The organism is Quyinboa ferrireducens (assembly GCF_042436675.1).
Taxonomy (GTDB): Bacteria; Bacteroidota; Bacteroidia; order Bacteroidales; family UBA5342; genus JBHJHP01.
This window is the reverse complement of record NZ_JBHMVA010000001.1, coordinates 584461-602636: the sequence shown is the minus strand read 5'-3', so window position 1 is coordinate 602636 and position 18176 is coordinate 584461. Positions and strand designations below refer to the sequence as shown.

At 40.0% G+C, this 18176-nt stretch carries 15 protein-coding genes and 1 pseudogene; 12 read left to right on the top strand and 4 right to left on the bottom strand.

The window, feature by feature from the left end:
• Positions 1 to 25: 25 nt before the first annotated feature.
• Positions 26 to 721, top strand: coding sequence for a type 1 glutamine amidotransferase (locus ACE01N_RS02230; protein ID WP_380584374.1), 696 nt, complete (start codon positions 26 to 28; stop codon positions 719 to 721).
• Positions 722 to 866: 145 nt separating this feature from the next.
• Here the strand turns inward: ACE01N_RS02230 and ACE01N_RS02225 are convergent.
• From ACE01N_RS02225 to ACE01N_RS02210, 4 genes and pseudogenes are all read right to left on the bottom strand, one after another.
• A pseudogene (locus ACE01N_RS02225) lies at positions 867 to 1043 on the bottom strand (T9SS type A sorting domain-containing protein); the annotation flags it as partial.
• Between the two features lie 7 nt (positions 1044 to 1050).
• A complete protein-coding gene (locus ACE01N_RS02220; RefSeq protein ID WP_380584855.1) occupies positions 1051 to 1140 on the bottom strand; it encodes a peptidase associated/transthyretin-like domain-containing protein in 90 nt (29 codons plus the stop codon).
• Between the two features lie 171 nt (positions 1141 to 1311).
• Positions 1312 to 1845: a hypothetical protein gene (locus ACE01N_RS02215; RefSeq protein WP_380584372.1), complete on the bottom strand. Its 534-nt coding sequence runs from the start codon at positions 1843 to 1845 to the stop codon at positions 1312 to 1314.
• Positions 1846 to 2083: 238 nt separating this feature from the next.
• Entirely contained in the window at positions 2084 to 2755 is a 672-nt protein-coding gene (locus ACE01N_RS02210) for a zinc metallopeptidase (protein ID WP_380584370.1), read from the bottom strand.
• 284 nt (positions 2756 to 3039) lie between these two features.
• On the opposite strand from ACE01N_RS02210, the gene ACE01N_RS02205 reads away from it, so the two are divergent.
• The 11 genes from ACE01N_RS02205 to ACE01N_RS02155 all read left to right on the top strand — a co-directional run bounded on the left by ACE01N_RS02205 (position 3040) and on the right by ACE01N_RS02155 (position 18175).
• Positions 3040 to 3351, top strand: coding sequence for an isoamylase early set domain-containing protein (locus ACE01N_RS02205; RefSeq protein WP_375727790.1), 312 nt, complete (start codon positions 3040 to 3042; stop codon positions 3349 to 3351).
• A gap of 82 nt (positions 3352 to 3433) precedes the next feature.
• Positions 3434 to 4354 carry a DMT family transporter gene (locus tag ACE01N_RS02200; protein WP_380584368.1) on the top strand — a complete coding sequence of 307 codons (921 nt, stop codon included), beginning with the start codon at positions 3434 to 3436 and terminating at the stop codon, positions 4352 to 4354.
• Positions 4355 to 4404: 50 nt separating this feature from the next.
• On the top strand, positions 4405 to 5100 hold the full coding sequence (locus tag ACE01N_RS02195) for a hypothetical protein (protein WP_380584366.1): 696 nt from the start codon (positions 4405 to 4407) through the stop codon (positions 5098 to 5100).
• 135 nt (positions 5101 to 5235) lie between these two features.
• Complete coding sequence (gene der / locus ACE01N_RS02190) at positions 5236 to 6537, top strand: ribosome biogenesis GTPase Der (RefSeq protein ID WP_375727793.1); 1302 nt, start codon at positions 5236 to 5238, stop codon at positions 6535 to 6537.
• A gap of 47 nt (positions 6538 to 6584) precedes the next feature.
• Entirely contained in the window at positions 6585 to 7178 is a 594-nt protein-coding gene (locus ACE01N_RS02185) for a DUF2179 domain-containing protein (protein WP_375727794.1), read from the top strand.
• 71 nt (positions 7179 to 7249) lie between these two features.
• Positions 7250 to 10081 (top strand): TIM-barrel domain-containing protein, encoded by a 2832-nt coding sequence (locus ACE01N_RS02180; RefSeq protein WP_380584362.1) that lies wholly within the window; start codon positions 7250 to 7252, stop codon positions 10079 to 10081.
• A gap of 332 nt (positions 10082 to 10413) precedes the next feature.
• Positions 10414 to 12591, top strand: a complete 2178-nt coding sequence (locus tag ACE01N_RS02175) for a beta-glucosidase (RefSeq protein WP_380584360.1) — start codon at positions 10414 to 10416, stop codon at positions 12589 to 12591.
• Between the two features lie 23 nt (positions 12592 to 12614).
• A complete protein-coding gene (locus ACE01N_RS02170; RefSeq protein ID WP_380584358.1) occupies positions 12615 to 14189 on the top strand; it encodes a GH39 family glycosyl hydrolase in 1575 nt (524 codons plus the stop codon).
• Positions 14189 to 15694: a family 43 glycosylhydrolase gene (locus ACE01N_RS02165; RefSeq protein ID WP_380584356.1), complete on the top strand. Its 1506-nt coding sequence runs from the start codon at positions 14189 to 14191 to the stop codon at positions 15692 to 15694. Before ACE01N_RS02170 ends, ACE01N_RS02165 begins: the two co-directional genes overlap by 1 nt.
• A 202-nt stretch (positions 15695 to 15896) precedes the next feature.
• Positions 15897 to 17153, top strand: a complete 1257-nt coding sequence (locus ACE01N_RS02160) for a T9SS type A sorting domain-containing protein (RefSeq protein ID WP_380584353.1) — start codon at positions 15897 to 15899, stop codon at positions 17151 to 17153.
• 128 nt (positions 17154 to 17281) lie between these two features.
• A complete protein-coding gene (locus tag ACE01N_RS02155) occupies positions 17282 to 18175 on the top strand; it encodes a type IX secretion system membrane protein PorP/SprF (RefSeq protein ID WP_380584351.1) in 894 nt (297 codons plus the stop codon).
• The last annotated feature ends 1 nt before the right edge of the window (position 18176 follow it).

Sequence of the window (18176 nt, the reverse complement as noted above, 5' to 3'; positions counted from 1 at the left end):
TGTTTTGTGGCGAAATAAAACGTGTATGAAGAAAGTGCTAATTTTAAAACATGTTGAATTCGAAGGTCCGGGAAGGTTTTTAAAGATTTTTGAATCTTTAAACTATACCATAACGTATTGCAACATTTGGAAAGACTCACTCCCTTCTATAAAGGATTATGATTTATTCCTTATTATGGGTGGTCCGATGAGCGTTAACGATACAGAAGACTTCCCCTGGCTAGAGGCCGAAAAACAATTTATTAGCAGTGCTATCAATGCAGGTAAAAAGGTTATCGGTATTTGTCTGGGTGCACAGCTTATAGCCAGCACATTGGGTGAGCCGGTTTTCCTGGGAGAAGAAAAAGAGATTGGCTGGTATCCTGTACGTTTGAATAACAACGATCTGCATTTTGTCTTTCACTGGCATGGTGAAACCTACGACCTTCCTGTGGGTGCCGAATTGCTTGCATCTTCGGCAGCATGTGAAAATCAGATTTTTACATACAACAAAAATGTTATTGCATTTCAGTGTCACCTTGAGATGGATGAGTCTGCGTTAAAATCTATAGTGGATAAATGCAGGGATGAGTTGACCGGTGAACGCTTTATGATGACAGAAGAACAGATCATGGACGGTCTGGCTGTCTATGGTGCCAGTTCATTCGAACTCTTAAAATCCCTCATCCTTCCATTTCTTAAAGAAGCCTCATTTCAGCCTTTATCCGGACCTGTAATCTGAATCAAGTTCTTTTATTACAACATCTCCTCTATACTGAACCGGAGTTGGGATTATTATTACAAAACCAACCAGTGTAAGAATTATGTTATACAAAAAAGAGGCTATCATAACGACAACCTCTTTCCTTCAGCTTTAATCTTATATTTTATTTTTTCACAAAACGTACCACGTTTGAATCAACAGACAATAGATAAACACCGTTATCCAGTGAAGAAACATTGATTTGATTGTTTGAAACATCAAGTGTTTTCACAACTGAACCCAGAATATTTACAACGTCAACCTGTTTTGCTGTTGTTCCTGTAATATTCAACACATCTGATGCAGGGTTAGGAGTTAGTAACCGTGCCTGTTGTTGTACCCTTAATTACAACTGTGGCACCAATCAGGGTTTCTTTTGTATCCTTATCTACAACAATACCTCTAACCTACCTCTGGCCGTAAGTGATAATTGAAAAAAATAATACAATAAGGTGAAGTGCAAATTATTCTCATAAAAACAGTATTATAAAAGATATTAATATGAAACTGAACATTTAACCTTTAAACTTTCAAATGTTTACACCACACAATATCTTCTTATGAACCAATTATTTATGTCGGATTTTTAAATCGTAAACATCACCAAACAGATTTGTGTTTGTCTGCAACGACTTTATCAGCGAAAGGTCTTCATTTTCAACAGCAGCCTCCATATCTTCCAAATCAAAGCTCAGAGTACGCTCCCGTACAAACAATGTCCCGGTATGATTCAGTAACTGCCTAAGAATCTTCAGGTCCGGTTCTATGTCAAGGTCATTGTAGTTCAAATGCAGAATGATAATATCAAATATCCTGCCTGAATTCAACATTGCCTTCATGCTTTCGGAGCTTACATCAATACGTTTTTTTAAAACGTATTTTTTTGATGCGGCTTTGGTTTCTTCATCCGATAACCCACTAAGCGTAATTTTACCTGTTAAGCATTTTTTATGGAGATGCTTTACCAGTTTTTCAGCTTCATAGCCTGCAACAAGAATTTTTTCATACCCACATACAGAGATATCTGCAATGTAGGATTTATAATAGCCACTTGTGGGAATCAACAGATTTTTCTTACCTGAAATCATATCCTTTTTACTCATCTTCTATTGTTTTAAGTGTATGACATAAAAAAGAGAAGTTACAGAACTGCAACTTCTCACTTTGGGAAGGTATTATGTTGATATTGAGGAAAGACATAACCTTTTGATCACAAAACTATAGCCTGCGTATTACGCTTTTATTGCAACCAAATTAAAGATGAATGAAACTGATGTGAAGTTAATACCACAAAAAAAGCATCCCTAAAGAGGAATGCTTTTCCAAATTTTGTAATTTCCTTTACCTGCTTCTGGCTATCATAATATAATAAAGCAGCGTAACCAAAGAACCTAAAGCAGCCACAACGTAAGTTCTTCCTGCCCATTTCAGTGCATCCTTAGCCATGGCATTGTTCTGAGATGTGGTTATGCCGGATTGTCCTAACCATGCTATTGCTCTCCGGCTGGCATCCATTTCTACCGGTAAGGTAATGAATGAAAACAATGTGGTAACCGCAAATAAAATGATCCCTACCATAAAAATCTGCGGAAAGGTGTTAATCATTATAATCCCTGCAATGATTACCCATTGAACCCAGTTGGAAGCCAAACTTACAAATGGAACCAGGGCAGAACGCATATTCAGCCATGCATACGATCTGGCATGTTGCACGGCATGCCCGCACTCGTGTGCAGCAACTGCTGCTGCCGCAACACTGCTCCCATTATATACATCCTGACTCAGATTCACAGTTTTATTTGCAGGGTTATAATGGTCTGTTAACTGCCCGTTTACAGATGTAATACGCACATCATAAATACCATGGTCATGTAACATCTTTTCTGCGATATCCCTACCGGTCATCCCGTTGATTCCAACTTTGGAATATTTTTTAAACTTTTGTTTGAGCGTACTCTGTACGATCAGACCGGGAATCATAATAATAATGATCAATAAAATATACGACATCATAACTTTTAAATTTAATGTCAGAATTGCTTCAAATCAAATGCCAATTCATCCGAAATGCCTTTTTGGCATATCACTTTTAATATTTTTTTAATAATTATCATTTACCCTCAAGTGCCTGAATAAGCGAAACAGAAATATCCTGACTTATACATCAGCAGAATGTTTTTACAATTATTATGTCATTTTTGTATTAAATCTTAATTTTGCAGCACCGCAACCTGATTAATTGGATTCATTCTGTTTCCAAAAAGAAATCTCATCTATTAATTCTAAAGATATTTGTCATGAGTTTTAAAAAAACATTTTTAAAATCAAAACCGGTATGTAAAGTTGCATTCCGGTTATCTAAATCTGAAGTTGAAAGTGCCAGTGATGTGAAGATCCTTGGATCATTCAATAACTGGGATAAAGGTGCTGAGCCAATGAAACAATTGAAGAACGGTGATTTTACCGCAACTGTTGAATTACCGGTTGACCAGGAAATCGAGTTCCGCTATCTGGTCAATAATTCATCATGGATTAACGACTCTGAAGCAGAAGGTTTCATTTCCAATGCTTTTGGAGATACAAACAGCTTGATCAGCACCAGGGCATAACACGTTCTGAATATTTTTGCTAATTCACTTACACTATCGTTATAGTGTAAACCATTTTCTATCTTAGCGAAAATTTTCGGACATGTTTCAAACCCATTTTGGTGAAGTTGCCTCTGTTTTGACTGCCCTTTTCTGGACGGTTACAGCACTGGCGTTTGAGGCAGCAGGTAAACGGGTCGGAGCTCTTTCTCTGAACCTGATAAGGCTTTTTATGGGCTTTATCTATCTGAGTATTTACAGCCTTATCAGCCGTGGCTTTCTGTTACCGGTCGATGCAACTTCTTACCAATGGTTCTGGCTTTTTTTGTCGGGGATTATAGGCTTTGTCCTGGGTGATCTAATGCTTTTTCAGGCCTTTATCCTGATTGGTGCCCGCATATCCATGCTTGTCATGTCGCTGGTACCACTTATCACAGCTATCATTGCCTGGATTACACTCGGCGAGGTGCTGACAGTAAAAGATTTTCTCGCGATGGGTTTGACCATTACCGGGATTGTTATTGTTATGCTCGTACGCAAGCGGGTCAACCAAAAAAAAGCCAACGAGACATTGAAAAAAGAGCGGTTCTCCAAAACAATGTTGGGATTACTTTTTGCCTTTGGTGGTGCTTTAGGTCAGGCAACCGGACTGGTGCTCAGCAAAAAAGGAATGGGAAGTTATGATGCTTTTGCGGCCACACAAATACGCATCATTGCGGGAATTGCAGGTTTTATTATAGTTGTTACGGTAATGCGAAGATGGAAAAATGTCAGAGCAGGATTGCTGAATATCCCGGCCGTTAAACGTATGGCTTTAGGATCATTTACCGGACCATTTCTGGGTGTTGCTTTTTCGCTTTTAGCTGTTCAGAACACCAATGCAGGTATAGCCGCCACCATAATGGCCATTGTTCCCGTATTAATTATTCCGCCTGCTATTCTTATTAACAAAGAAAAGGTGCACATCGCAGAAATTGCAGGAGCAATTATTTCTGTTGGTGGTGTTGCACTGTTTTTTATGTAAAACTATTTTATTCTTCTGCTGTTGTTTTTGTAATAATCCTTACGGATCACATGCAGGTTACAACACTTACCATATTAAAATTTAAAGGGAAAGAGATTTTCTGGATGCTTCCTCAAATGCAGTTAGCCAAACCTGCCCTGGAACAAACCAAAGGATTACGGTTCTTTAAGCTAATGGGAAGCGGCAGCAAGGGAGGATTCTCGGTCATTCCTGATTTTACAACATTTGCAATTTTGTGCGTGTGGGATAATGAAACATTTGCTGATACATTTTTCAATCATTCGGACCTGTTTCAGCAATTAAAGTCACATTCAAAAAATGCCTGGACAATATTTATGCATGCTGCAAATTCCAGAGGTTCCTGGTCGAAGCAAACACCTTTTACCGACTTTAGTGAAACCAAAGCTGGAATAATTGCTGTTATAACGCGTGCCACTATTAAATGGAATCATGTACCGCGTTTCTGGACTAAAGTCCCTGCTGTCCGACGTAATTTAAGACAAAGTCGGGGATTAATCTTTTCTATCGGAATCGGGGAGTATCCTTTATTTATGCAGGTTACATTCAGTTTATGGAGAGACCGATCACATATGGCACAGTTCGCGTACAAAAATGGACAGCACATGAAGGCAGTCCAAATGACGAGGCAACGCGACTGGTTCAGAGAAGATCTGTTTGCCAATTTCACACCATTTAAAACCCTTGGATCGTGGAATGGAAATGATCCGCTGGAAGAACATCTGTAAATTACACTCCTGGTGTGTATGATAAATATTCATAAAAGTTAATTCGCTAAGAGAATTAAACTTAGATAGAAAAGACTTTTACTATTTAAAAGAATGTAATTCTGTTGTTTTAATTACTTTTGCAAAAATTTTGACATGAGTATTGTAGCTATTGTAGGGAGACCAAATGTTGGCAAATCGACACTGTTTAATCGTTTAACCGAGTCTAAAAGGGCTATCGTTGATGAGACGGCCGGAGTGACCCGTGACCGCCATTACGGAAAGTCGTTATGGAACGGAAAAGATTTTTCTGTGGTGGATACCGGAGGTTATGTGGTAAATTCGGACGATGTGTTTGAGGAACAGATACGAAAACAGGTCCTTATTGCAATAGCCGAAGCGGATGTAATTATTATGCTGGTTGATGTAACCACCGGCATCACCGATATGGATTCAGCGGTAGCAGAAATTCTGAGAAAAACGGAGAAAAAAGTAATTCTTGTGGTCAATAAAGTTGATAACAATATGCTTATCAACGATGCTTATGAATTTTACAACCTCGGACTGGGCGACTACTTTATGATATCTTCCATGAACGGCTCAGGAACTGGAGAACTGATGGATGAAATAGCAGCAAATCTTACCGAAGACACAACTGAAGTAGAGGAAGAACTCCCCAGAATTGCCGTGGTTGGAAGACCGAATGTGGGCAAGTCATCTATTATTAATGCCTTTATTGGCGAAGAACGCAATATTGTAACTGAAGTGGCAGGAACAACACGCGATTCTATCAATACCCGGTTCAATAAGTTCGGACACGATTTTATTCTGATCGACACTGCCGGTCTGCGTAAAAAAGGAAAGGTCAGTGAAGATCTTGAATTTTATTCTGTTCTGCGTACCATACGCTCCATTGAATACTCCGATGTTTGTGTATTAATGCTTGACGCCACTCGTGGAGTCGAAGCACAGGACATGAACATTTACAGCATCATAAACAAGAACCGGAAAGGTGTTGTCGTTTGTGTTAACAAATGGGATCTGATTGAAAAAGATACACATACGGCTAAAGAATTTGAACGGGATGTTCGCGAACGCTTTGCCCCGTTTACAGATTTCCCTATACTGTTTACATCGGTTCCTGATAAACAAAGGATTTTAAAGGTGCTTGAAATGGCCATGAAGGTGTATGAAAATAAAACCAGAAAAGTTCCTACCTCGAAATTGAATGAGGTAATGCTGGAAGCCATCGAAAATTACCATCCGCCGGCCGTAAAAGGTAAATTCATCAAAATTAAATTTGTGACCCAGCTGCCTTCAACCACGCCTTCATTTGCGTTTTTCTGTAACCTGCCACAGTATGTCAAAGAACCATACCGGCGATACCTTGAAAACCAAATCAGAAAAAACTGGGATTTTTCAGGCGTTCCAATTCGCGTTTTCATGCGCAAAAAGTAACTTTGCATTAAGCAATAACCGCCTTCGGGAAACAAAATATATCGATTATGTCTGATCTGATTTCGACAGATTCGTTTATGTATACGTACATATTAATTCCACTATTGATTTTTTTAGCACGCATAGCTGATCAAAGTATTGGAACGCTACGCATTATTTTTGTTTCCAAGGGATTTAAGGCTATTGGCCCTATGTTGGGCTTTTTTGAAGTAATTATCTGGTTACTGGCAATGGGGCAAATAATGCAACACCTCAATAATGTGTGGTGCTATCTTGCTTACGGTGGTGGATTTGCAACAGGAAATTACATCGGGATGCTGCTGGAAGAAAGACTTTCCCTCGGAACGGTTCTGGTTCGGATCATACCTAAAAAAGATACAACAAAACTCATAGAGAACCTGAAAAATGAAAAATTTGGTGTAACTTACCTTGATGCCAAAGGAGGGAAAGGTCCAGTGAATATTATTCTCACCATCGTTAAAAGAAAACAACTGCCCAGGGTTATAAATATTATCAATGAACACAACCCAAACGCCTTTTACACCATAGAAGAACTTAAAACCGTGAATGAAGGTGTCATTCCGCTGGAAACCAATAAAACTATTTTTAAACGATTGACCCAAAGCCGTAAAAACAAATAATTATCTTTATAGCCTGGTAAACTAACGGGTATCACCACTTTCATTCAGTGCGTGAGTTTAACAAAATGACTATGAAGATACTATATCCCATTTTGCTTATCTGCTTAATTACAGCATGTAAACAACCATCTGTGGTAACAGAAAAAAACAGTGTTATTACCTATCCTCAAAAAAAATCTCAGACCAAAGCTGTAAGGATCACTTTTTTAACCAATTCTGTTGTAAAAGTGGAAGCTTCTGCCAGTAAGGGATTTGATGATACAAAAAGTCTCATTGAGGTTCCTGCTCCTGATCAGGTATCCTTTAAAACCACTGAAAACGACTCTGGTGTTGAGCTGGCCACATCCAAATTACTGGTAAAAGTTTCCAAACAAACCGGCGAAATCAGTTATTTTAAACCGGATGGTTCTCCTGTTATTTATGAACCTGAAAATGGAGGCAGACTTTTTGAGCCGGTAACGGTAGACGGAGTGGATGCTTTTAGCCTTCAACAACAATTCATTACTCCAAAAGATGAGGCCTTATACGGTCTCGGGCAACATCAGGCAGATGAAATCAATTACAAAGGGAAAAACGAGGAACTGTTCCAGTATAATACCAAGGTATCCGTTCCGTTTATCGTTTCTACCGAAAACTATGGCATACTGTGGGATAATTATTCACTAACCCGGTTTGGTGATTCTAGACCCTATGACAATATCAACAGCTTAACCCTTTATAATAAAGAAGGCAAAAAGGGAGGACTTACTGCCACATACATCGATGACAGGAATACTGATCATGTTTTCACCACACGTACAGAATCAACCATTGATTATGAAAATCTGGAAACGATTACTGACTTTCCTGAAAATTTTAAATTCAACAGGGCTGAGATTACCTGGGAAGGTGACATGGAAGCCACTGAGAACGGGATCTACCGCTTTCTCTGTTACTATGCAGGGTACACCAGATTGTGGATTGACGGTGAACTGCAGTTTGACAAATGGCGGACCTCATGGAATCCTTCTGTTGCCAAGTTTAACGTGAACATGAAAAAAGGAGAAAAACACCATATTAAACTGGAATGGATTCCTGATGGTGGTGTATCCTATATCGGACTTAAAGTTCTCTCTCCTGTTGATCCGGAACAACAAAACAACATCTCATTTTACTCTGAGATGGGTAAGAATATCCGTTACTATGTCATCACCGGAGAATCTATCGATGATGTTATCAGTGGTTACCGTAAGATAACCGGGAAAGCACAGGTTATGCCGAAATGGGCCATGGGATTCTGGCAAAGCCGTGAACGGTACAAAACACAGGATAAACTGCTGAATACCTTAAAAACGTTTAGAGAAAAGCATATTCCAATCGATAATATTGTGCAGGACTGGTCATACTGGCCTGTTGACCAATGGGGGAGCCACGATTTTGATCTGAAGCGTTTTCCTGATGCAGCAGGCATGAATAAAGCCGTTCATGACATGCATGCCCGCATCATGATCTCGGTTTGGCCAAAATTTTACATCAACACTGACCATTTTAAAGCTTTTGATGAACAGGGCTGGATGTACAGGCAGGCGGTTAAGGACAGCATTCGCGACTGGATACCACCCGGCTATATCGGTTCATTTTATGACGCCTATAATCCGGATGCAAGACAACTTTTCTGGGATCAGATAAAAACAAAACTTTATTCCAAAGGCTTTGATGCCTGGTGGCTGGATGCCACAGAACCTGATATACAGTCCAATGCAAGTATTGCTTACCGTAAAAAACTGATGAACCCTACTGCCTTGGGACCGTCAACCCAATATTTCAACGCCTATGCACTGATGAATGCCAAAGGTATTTATGAAGGACAGAGATCACTTGGAAATAACAACAGAATATTTATTCTGACCCGTTCCGGATTTGCGGGAATTCAGCGTTATGGTGCTGCGACCTGGAGTGGTGACATCGGAACCTGCTGGGAAGATATGAAAGCACAGATACCTGCCGGTATTAATTTTGCCATGGCAGGATTGCCATACTGGACGATGGACATTGGAGGTTTTTCGGTTCAAAAACGATTTGAAAGAGCCAGGGAAGGGAGTGAAGATATGGACGAATGGAGAGAACTGAATACACGATGGTTCCAGTTTGGGGCTTTTGTACCGCTCTTCAGGGTTCACGGGCAGTTCCCGTATCGTGAAATGTTCAACCTGGCTCCGGAAGACCATCCTGCCTATCAGTCCATGTTGTACTACGATAAACTGCGTTACAGGCTCATGCCTTATATTTACAGTATGACCGGCTGGACCTACCTGAAAGATTATACCCTTATGCGTGGCCTGGCCATGGATTTTGCGGAAGACAGCGCTGTTTACAATATCGGGGATCAGTATATGTTTGGTCCTTCACTGTTAGTAGCTCCGGTTTATCAGTACAAGGCAAGATCGAGAACCGTTTACCTGCCCGAATCAAAAGGCTGGTACAACCTGTATAATGGTAAATTTGAAAAGGGTGGACGTCAGATAGAGGCAGCAGCACCATATGAACGGATGCCGCTTTATGTCAAAGCCGGTTCAATAATTCCGTTCGGACCGGAGATCGAATATACCGGTCAAAAGCCGGCAGATCCCATAACCCTGTATGTATATGCCGGAGATAATGCCACATTTGATTTGTACGAAGATGAAGGAACCAACTATAATTACGAAAATGGTGCATATTCGGTCATCCCGGTTTCTTGGAATGATGATGAAGGTCTGCTCACCATTGGAGCCCGTAAGGGCAGCTTCATTGGTATGCTGAAAGAAAGAACATTTAATGTGGTTATAATTACAGAACAGAATAGTGTTGAGTTATATGCAATGAATCCTGACATAAAAAAAGTGACTTATGCGGGTGAACCGGTAAATGTGAGGTTAAAGTAAATGATGAATGGATTTTTCTCTAGAGGCTGTCCAAAAAGTAATATCAGAATTATCTTTACTTACGGATTGTAAGTAGTTTTTACTAAATTACCCCTAAATCCCCTGAATGGAACTTAAAGCCTTCCGTCAGATGACGGAGAGGTTTGGAGGGGTAAAAGAAAGATTGCTTACAATTTATAAGTTCAAAATGTTTTATTTGTCTTTTTGGAAAGCCTCGTTTACTCAAAAAATGTAGAATTGAAAAACACTTATTCTTAATATTCACAATGATTGATCAGAATTGTTAGAGAACCAATTTGCGAAAACATTACATGAAATTAAATAATATAACGATGAACAGAACCTTGTTTTTAATCCTGGCAGTTTCGGTTTTTACCGGAGTAATGCATGCTCAGAGCAATGCAGAAATGGACAAAGAGATTGAATCGATCCTGTCAAAACTTACCCTGAAAGAAAAGGTGGCTATGTGCCACGCACAATCCAAATTCAGTACACCCGGAGTGGAACGGCTGGGTATCCCTGAAGTCTGGATGTCGGATGGTCCTCATGGTGTGAGGGCAGAGATCAACTGGGACGATTGGGGATATGCAGGATGGACCAACGACTCCATCACTGCATTCCCTGCTTTAACCTGTCTTGCGGCAACTTTTAATCCTGAGCTTTCGGGAGAATACGGATTTGCTGTTGGCGAAGAAGCACGCTACCGCAAAAAGGATGTGCTGCTGGGACCCGGCGTGAATATCTACCGTACACCAATGAATGGCCGCAATTTTGAATACATGGGCGAAGATCCGTTTCTGGCTTCCACCATGGTAGTGCCTTATATTCAGGGCGTTCAGAAAAGTGGTGTTGCTGCCTGTGTGAAACATTATGCACTCAACAACCAGGAAGAGTGGCGCGGACACATCAATGTGAAGGTCAGCGAACGTGCCTTGCATGAAATTTATCTGCCCGCTTTTAAGGCCGCTGTGACCAAAGGTAGAGCCTGGGCACTGATGGGCGCATATAACAAATATAATGAACAACATTGCTGCCATAATGAAATCCTGTTAAACAAAATACTGAAGACAGACTGGGGATTTGATGGCGTAGTCGTTTCGGACTGGAGCGGTGCCCATAACACCATGGAGTCCGCATTATACGGCCTTGATATGGAAATGGGAACCATGACAAACGGGATGACAGACAGCGAAGAATATGCCTACAATCACTATTACCTGGCCTCTCCGTTTTATGCATTACTGAAGGAAGGGAAAATCGATGAATCGGTTGTGGACGATAAAGTAAAGCGTATCCTCCGTCTGATGCTTCGCACCAATATGAACCCAACCCGACCTGCTGGCAATAAGAATACCAAAGCGCATCAGGATGCGGCACGTAAAATTGCGACTGATGGTATAGTCTTGCTGAAAAATACGGACAGCTTCTTTCCAATTGATCCGAAAACAACCATGACCATTGCCGTAATCGGAGAAAATGCCACCAAATCCATAACCATTGGTGGCGGTTCATCCGAACTGAAAGCGCAATATGAAATTTCTCCTCTTCAGGGCATTAAAAACCGCTTTAAAAATGCAACCATCATCCATGCCATGGGTTATGCTTCAGGTCCATCTGCTTATGGCAGGGTAATACCTTCTAAACTGGATGCAGATTCTCTGTTCAAAGCTGCTGTAAAAGCTGCAGCATCTGCCGATATGGTGCTTTTCATAGGAGGGTTGAACAAGAACCATCACCAGGATTGTGAAGGTGGCGACCGTTTGACCTTTGGTCTGCAATTCGGACAGGAAGATTTGATTACTGAAATTTCAAAAGTGAATCCGAACATAGGGTTGGTACTGGTCAGTGGCAATGCGGTTGCCATGCCATGGCTCAACAAGGTAAAAGCTGTACTGCAAAGCTGGTACCTGGGCAGTGAAGCCGGTAATGCCATTGCAGAAGTGATCAGCGGTGACGTGAATCCGTCAGGGAAACTGCCGTTCACATTCCCCGTTAAACTTGTGGACAATGCGGCCCATCATTTCGGGAAACTCTCCTATCCCGGCAATAACATTGATGTGGTTTATGAAGAAGGTATACTGGTAGGTTACCGCTGGCATGATACAAAAAAGATAAAACCACAATTTGCCTTTGGATACGGCTTGTCTTATACCGGCTTTGATCTGAATAATATTAAAACGGACAAAAAAACGTATTCTGCGGATGATAAGATCCGGGTAAGCTGTGAAGTCAAAAACTCAGGTTCCAGAGATGGCGCTGAAGTTATTCAGGTTTATATCGGAAAGCCCGGATCTGAAGTGACGCGGGCGTTAAAAGAGCTGAAAGGATTTAAAAAGGTATACGTGAAAGCCGGCAAGTCGGAACAGGTATTGGTGGAATTAAACGTCAACGATCTGGCATACTACAACGAATCAGCAGCTGACTGGTCCCTTGAAAAAGGTAATTACATTGTTTATGTGGGTAATGCATCCGATAATATTGCGCAAAAACTGAAAATAAAAATCGATTAACCAAACGTGAAACTGAAATCCCGATGAAAGTATTTTTTCTTTATACATGTCTTCTTCTGATCTCTTCATTTGAAATTCTTACGGCACAGAACGGAACCAATAACCGAACTATTTCAGCTGATGTTGAGCATGAGAAGGGTCCGATGAATCAAATGTTCAAGGAATGTATCGGTGCCGGCAGAGCAAACGAAGGTTTAAGGGCTGACTGGCAGCAACAACTGAAAACTGTAAAACAGGACTGCGATTTCAGATATATCAGAATGCATGGTCTGTTAACAGACGACATGGCTGTATATAAAGAAGACAGGCAGGGAAATCCTGTATATAATTTTCAGTACATCGATGTACTGTATGATTATATTCTTGACATTGGAATGAAGCCCTTTGTTGAACTGGGCTTTATGCCTTCTGCACTGGCTAGTGGAAGGGAAACCATTTTCTGGTGGAAAGGTAATGTCACACCTCCGAAAGACTATAACAAATGGGGCGATCTGATTCGAAACCTGGTGTTGCACTGGACCGAACGTTACGGATCGGATGAAGTAAATACCTGGTATTTTGAAGTATGGAATGAGCCTAACCTGACACCCGGATTCTGGACCGGATCACAGGAAGACTATTTTAAACTGTATACCTATGCAGCCAATGCTGTTAAAAGTGTAAACCCGGATTATAAGGTGGGTGGCCCTGCAACTGCTGGTGCAGCATGGGAACAGGAAATGATCGCATACTGTTACAAAAACAGTGTTCCGCTGGATTTTATCAGTACCCATTCATATGGCGTGGATGCAGGATTTCTGGATGAATTCGGAGGAAGAGGAACCAGACTGAGTCAAAATGACCGGAGCGTGAGCCAGGACGTTATTCAGTCCCGAAAAGAGATCGCAGCGTCTAAAATGCCTGACCTGGAATTGCATTATACGGAATGGAGTTCATCTTACACCCCTGCGGATCCTTTACACGACAGCTATCACGAAGCGGCATATATACTGGATAGAATAAAGCAATCCGCTGATGCGGCAACATCCATGTCTTACTGGGTTTTTACCGATATTTTTGAAGAGGCCGGTCCCCGATTTACGCCTTTTCATGGTGGCTTTGGATTGATGAATACCCAGGGTATTAAAAAGCCGGCATATCATGCTTATGCCTTTATGAATAAGCTTGGAAGTACAGAGCTTCAGAATGATGATAAGGCCTCCTGGATATGTAAAAATGATGATAATACATATCAGGTTCTGTTCTGGGATTATACCTACACTTTGCCTGATTCTGTCAATAACCAGGACTATTACATTAAAGATTTGCCGGCAAAAGACAAAGGAACAGTGACTGTAGATTTATCCGGCATTCCGGAAGGCAGATACAGGCTTGAAGTGTACCGAACCGGCTACATGCATAACGATCCGTATACCCTGTACTGCCAACTTGATAAACCGGATCAGCTGACAAAAAAACAGGTAGAGTTTCTCAAACAGGAAAGTAATGGCGAAGCAGAACTTTCTGTGTTGACGACCATTGATGCGACCGGAAAGTTCAAACATGAATTCCCGCTTCGGGAGAATGATGTATATCTAATCAACCTAATACAACTATAATGCAACAGAAAGTAATTTTATATCTCCTGTTCATTTCTCTTACTTCGGTTCTAAATGCACAGTATCAAAAGAATGAATTAACAAAAAATGCGTTTCAGAACCCCGTTTTTTCAGGTGATTATCCTGATCCGGGTATCCTGGTCGACGGAAAAGACTACTATATGGTCCATTCGTCTTTTGAATATTACCCGGGATTGTTAATATGGCATTCCACCGATTTAATAAACTGGACACCGGTGGCCAATGCCCTGTTTAAATATGTTGGTTCCGTTTGGGCACCCGACCTCGTTAAATATGAAGGGAAATATTACATTTATTTCCCGGCAAGTGGTACAAATTATGTTGTATCTGCCGATAACATTACAGGTCCGTGGAGTGACCCGGTAGAACTGGATGTAAGCATGATTGATCCGGGCCATATAACAGACAGGGAAGGAAACCGCTATCTCTATTTCAGCAGTGGCAGTTATGTACCATTAAGCAAAGACGGCATGTCAATTTCAGGAGAAATTAAGCACAGTTATGATGGCTGGGAAATACCAAGGGATTGGTCTGTGGAATGTTTTTGTATGGAAGGACCCAAACTGGTTAAACACGGAAAGTACTATTATCTGACGGTTGCAGAAGGCGGAACGGCAGGTCCTCCAACCGGACACATGGTGATATCGGCCCGTTCAGAATCACCTTTGGGTCCCTGGGAAAACTCCCCGTATAATCCGGTGCTTAGAGCCCAAACCAAAGATGAAAAATGGGGTTCGGTGGGCCACGGTACAGTATTTGAAGATGCCGAAGGTAAATGGTGGATTGTTTTTCACGGCTATGAGCATGAGCATTACAACATGGGCCGTCAAACATTGCTGTTACCAATAGAATGGACGTCGGATGGCTGGTACAGAATACCTGATAATATCAGCCTTGAAAGTCCCGTTAAAAAGGATGTAATTCATCAGCCCACAACACCATTTACTTTAAACGATGATTTTAGTGAAAAGAAACTTAAACCGCACTGGAAGTTTTTCGGGGAATATGATGCTTCAAGGTTCAGCTTTGATAACGGCATAATAATTAATGGAAAAGGGAACTCTATTCCGGAGTGCTCTCCTCTGCTTTGTATGCCATCAGACCACTCTTATACCGCAGAGGTAGAAATTGTTATTGAAAATGATGCCATAGCCGGGTTGGTTGTCTTCTATAACAAAAATGCTTATTCGGGAATTCTTGCTGATTCTAAAAATATTCTTACCAATATCAGAGGCTGGCAGTTTGAAACAGAAAAAAATGTCGTGAACAGACATGTCTTTCTCAGGATAAAAAATGTGGATAATATTGTGGATATGTATTACAGCACAGACGGGAAATCATGGAATAAGACAGAAAACTCGCTTGAAGTTTCAGCTTTTCACCATAATGTTCTAGGTGGCTTTATGAGCATGCGTATCGGATTGTGTTCCATAGGAAACGGAAAGGTAAGATTCAGGAATTTCAAATATGGACATATAAAATAATATCGGGCGTATACAGGTTTAAGATTAAGATGTAAAAATTGTTATTCAAATATCAATCCCTGCATGTTATATTTGAAAATTCTCCTTAACTTTATTTGTTTGATACCGTTCAGCGCATAGGCTGATCCGTTATTATTTGAATATTCCACTTCAGGAATTACGGTTGGATAAGATTTGTATGGTAATCTTAATACTTGCGTCAATGAAGACTCCGCTTTACCAGTTCCTCCTTTTATTTTTTCTTTACCCGTGTATCAGTTATTCCCAATCGGATGCAGATATTTTAAAACAACTTTTTCACGGCTCTGAGGATGTCATCAATCAGTCTAAAGATCTGATATCATTATCCGTAGATGCAGTATGGTATGCTTCAGATATTACAGGATATAAAACTACGACAGGAACCCTGACTCAAAGTTCCACCAATTTTGATTACTGGACATTTAGTTCGGCCCCAGCCGATAAAATGATTCTGAACTATGCAAATGGAGACATGATTCAATTTATATTCAATGCCATTGATGGGTATGTTGAAGGTGACGAATATGATTTTAAACGATCGCATGCCATGGACTTTATATCGGTGATCCCAAACATTTTAAACCTGAGAATCCAAAGCGAGACAGGACCGCAGGACGGTAAAATTTACTGGACCAGAACCATGACCGGAAGTACAACATTAGATGAAGTATCCTACAATATTAATCTTACAAATACAGGCAATAATAACGAGGAGATAGAAAGCGGATTTGCCTTTGGCGATTATGTTAATGAAACTACGGGTTCAGTTGCCTCTTCGACACTTACTTATGACATAAACGAAAAGTATTATACAAGCATAGGGCATAATAGCAATACCGGCATCTATGTACAAAGCCGTCAGATTATCAATAATAATTCTGTAACCGGGAGCCTTGGCAGTTACAGGTTTGAAAATGCCAACTGCTTCTGGATAGGAGGTACTTCGTTTTATAACGATGCCTATGAAGGTATTTATAATCAGGTTATTGAAGACTATAACTGGTCTGCACAGGGAACGCTTTATAAAAACAATGCTTATTATGGAACCATAAAATATGACAGGCCAATTATTAATTATTCAAACGGCGCATATATCATAGCAGCATGTAATGACGGGAACAACTATTACCTCTATCCCGCACTTCAGCCTGAAGCAGTTACCGGCATATCTGAAATAACAGGTCAACTGAACCTGAACAGCTACCCTAATCCTGCTACATCAGAAACCTACATTACTTATACGCTGATTAAAGGTTCAAATATCAACTTAACTATTCTGGATCACACCGGAAAAGCTATAGAAAAGGTTATTTCAGAATTTCAGAATCCGGGCGATTATAAATACAAAATACCTTTAGATAGATATCCATCAGGGATGTATTACTACAGAATTATTACAGACGATTTTTCCTCTACCATCAAGTTTGTCAAGTTATAATGAATATAAATTATATAACTATTTCAATTTGTTCGCTACAGTTGTTTGAAATATAACTTTGAATACTTACTTTTAATCCAAAGAATTTACCTGAATTCAGTAAAGTTTATTGATATTTATAATCAGAAATGGGGAAAAAATTAAAGGTTTTAATTTCAGCTTCCTTACTATGTATAACCCTTTCAGGGCAATCTTTCCATAACAGTGGACTTGACTATTTCAATCCTTACGTTATTAATCCAGCATTACTAAAGACTGATAAAAACTTTCAAATAGATGTTTCGGGACGTTTAATGTGGTATATTTTTGATAACTCTCCCTATATACTCAATGGTAATTTCATATTCAACATTGAAAACATAAAAAGTACATTTTTAGTTGGATCCCAATATAACAACTTTGGAACATCTCAAACCTTGAGCAGTTTATTTTCATATGCTTTTCACCATCAATTCAATCAAAATATTTCAATTGATGCAGGAACCGGCGTCAACTTCTATCAACTATATTACGATAAAGGTTATGCCTATTATTACAATATAAGCCAGGGTGAAATTCCTCCAAATATTGACCTGTACTCAAAATTCGGGGCAAACTTTTCCATATATAACTTTAGTTTAAGTTACAGCACAACGATAAGTCTTTTAGAACAAGTTATTCCATCAGGGGTGAATGAATTATATGCAGAACCAGACGATTTGATTGACAAGTTTAGCCTGCAACAAATAGAAACTAATTTTATGATATCTTATTATAGCCCGGATATTCATAAATTTGTTTTAAAACCGATGATCCGAATAAATAGACAATTACATTCCCCAAATTACAGTAATACAAATGTTTATGTGGGTTTATTTACTGAATACAACAACTTATTTGAAATGGGCATGGTTTACGGAAATACAGCAAGTATTTCAGCTTCGGTAAAACTTATTAAATTTGCATGGTTGATCATCAATCTTGACTGCTACAATAAATTGAAGCCAGGAAGTGTTTCAGCTCAGATCAGACTAAAATTTTAAA

Coding starts and splice junctions, on each gene's coding strand:
- ACE01N_RS02230 (WP_380584374.1), top strand. CDS start 26: ATGAAGAAAGTGCTAATTTTAAAACATGTTGAATTCGAAGGTCCGGGA.
- ACE01N_RS02215 (WP_380584372.1), bottom strand. CDS start 1,845: ATGAGTAAAAAGGATATGATTTCAGGTAAGAAAAATCTGTTGATTCCC.
- ACE01N_RS02210 (WP_380584370.1), bottom strand. CDS start 2,755: ATGATGTCGTATATTTTATTGATCATTATTATTATGATTCCCGGTCTG.
- ACE01N_RS02205 (WP_375727790.1), top strand. CDS start 3,040: ATGAGTTTTAAAAAAACATTTTTAAAATCAAAACCGGTATGTAAAGTT.
- ACE01N_RS02200 (WP_380584368.1), top strand. CDS start 3,434: ATGTTTCAAACCCATTTTGGTGAAGTTGCCTCTGTTTTGACTGCCCTT.
- ACE01N_RS02195 (WP_380584366.1), top strand. CDS start 4,405: ATGCAGGTTACAACACTTACCATATTAAAATTTAAAGGGAAAGAGATT.
- der (WP_375727793.1), top strand. CDS start 5,236: ATGAGTATTGTAGCTATTGTAGGGAGACCAAATGTTGGCAAATCGACA.
- ACE01N_RS02185 (WP_375727794.1), top strand. CDS start 6,585: ATGTCTGATCTGATTTCGACAGATTCGTTTATGTATACGTACATATTA.
- ACE01N_RS02180 (WP_380584362.1), top strand. CDS start 7,250: ATGAAGATACTATATCCCATTTTGCTTATCTGCTTAATTACAGCATGT.
- ACE01N_RS02175 (WP_380584360.1), top strand. CDS start 10,414: ATGAACAGAACCTTGTTTTTAATCCTGGCAGTTTCGGTTTTTACCGGA.
- ACE01N_RS02170 (WP_380584358.1), top strand. CDS start 12,615: ATGAAAGTATTTTTTCTTTATACATGTCTTCTTCTGATCTCTTCATTT.
- ACE01N_RS02165 (WP_380584356.1), top strand. CDS start 14,189: ATGCAACAGAAAGTAATTTTATATCTCCTGTTCATTTCTCTTACTTCG.
- ACE01N_RS02160 (WP_380584353.1), top strand. CDS start 15,897: ATGAAGACTCCGCTTTACCAGTTCCTCCTTTTATTTTTTCTTTACCCG.
- ACE01N_RS02155 (WP_380584351.1), top strand. CDS start 17,282: ATGGGGAAAAAATTAAAGGTTTTAATTTCAGCTTCCTTACTATGTATA.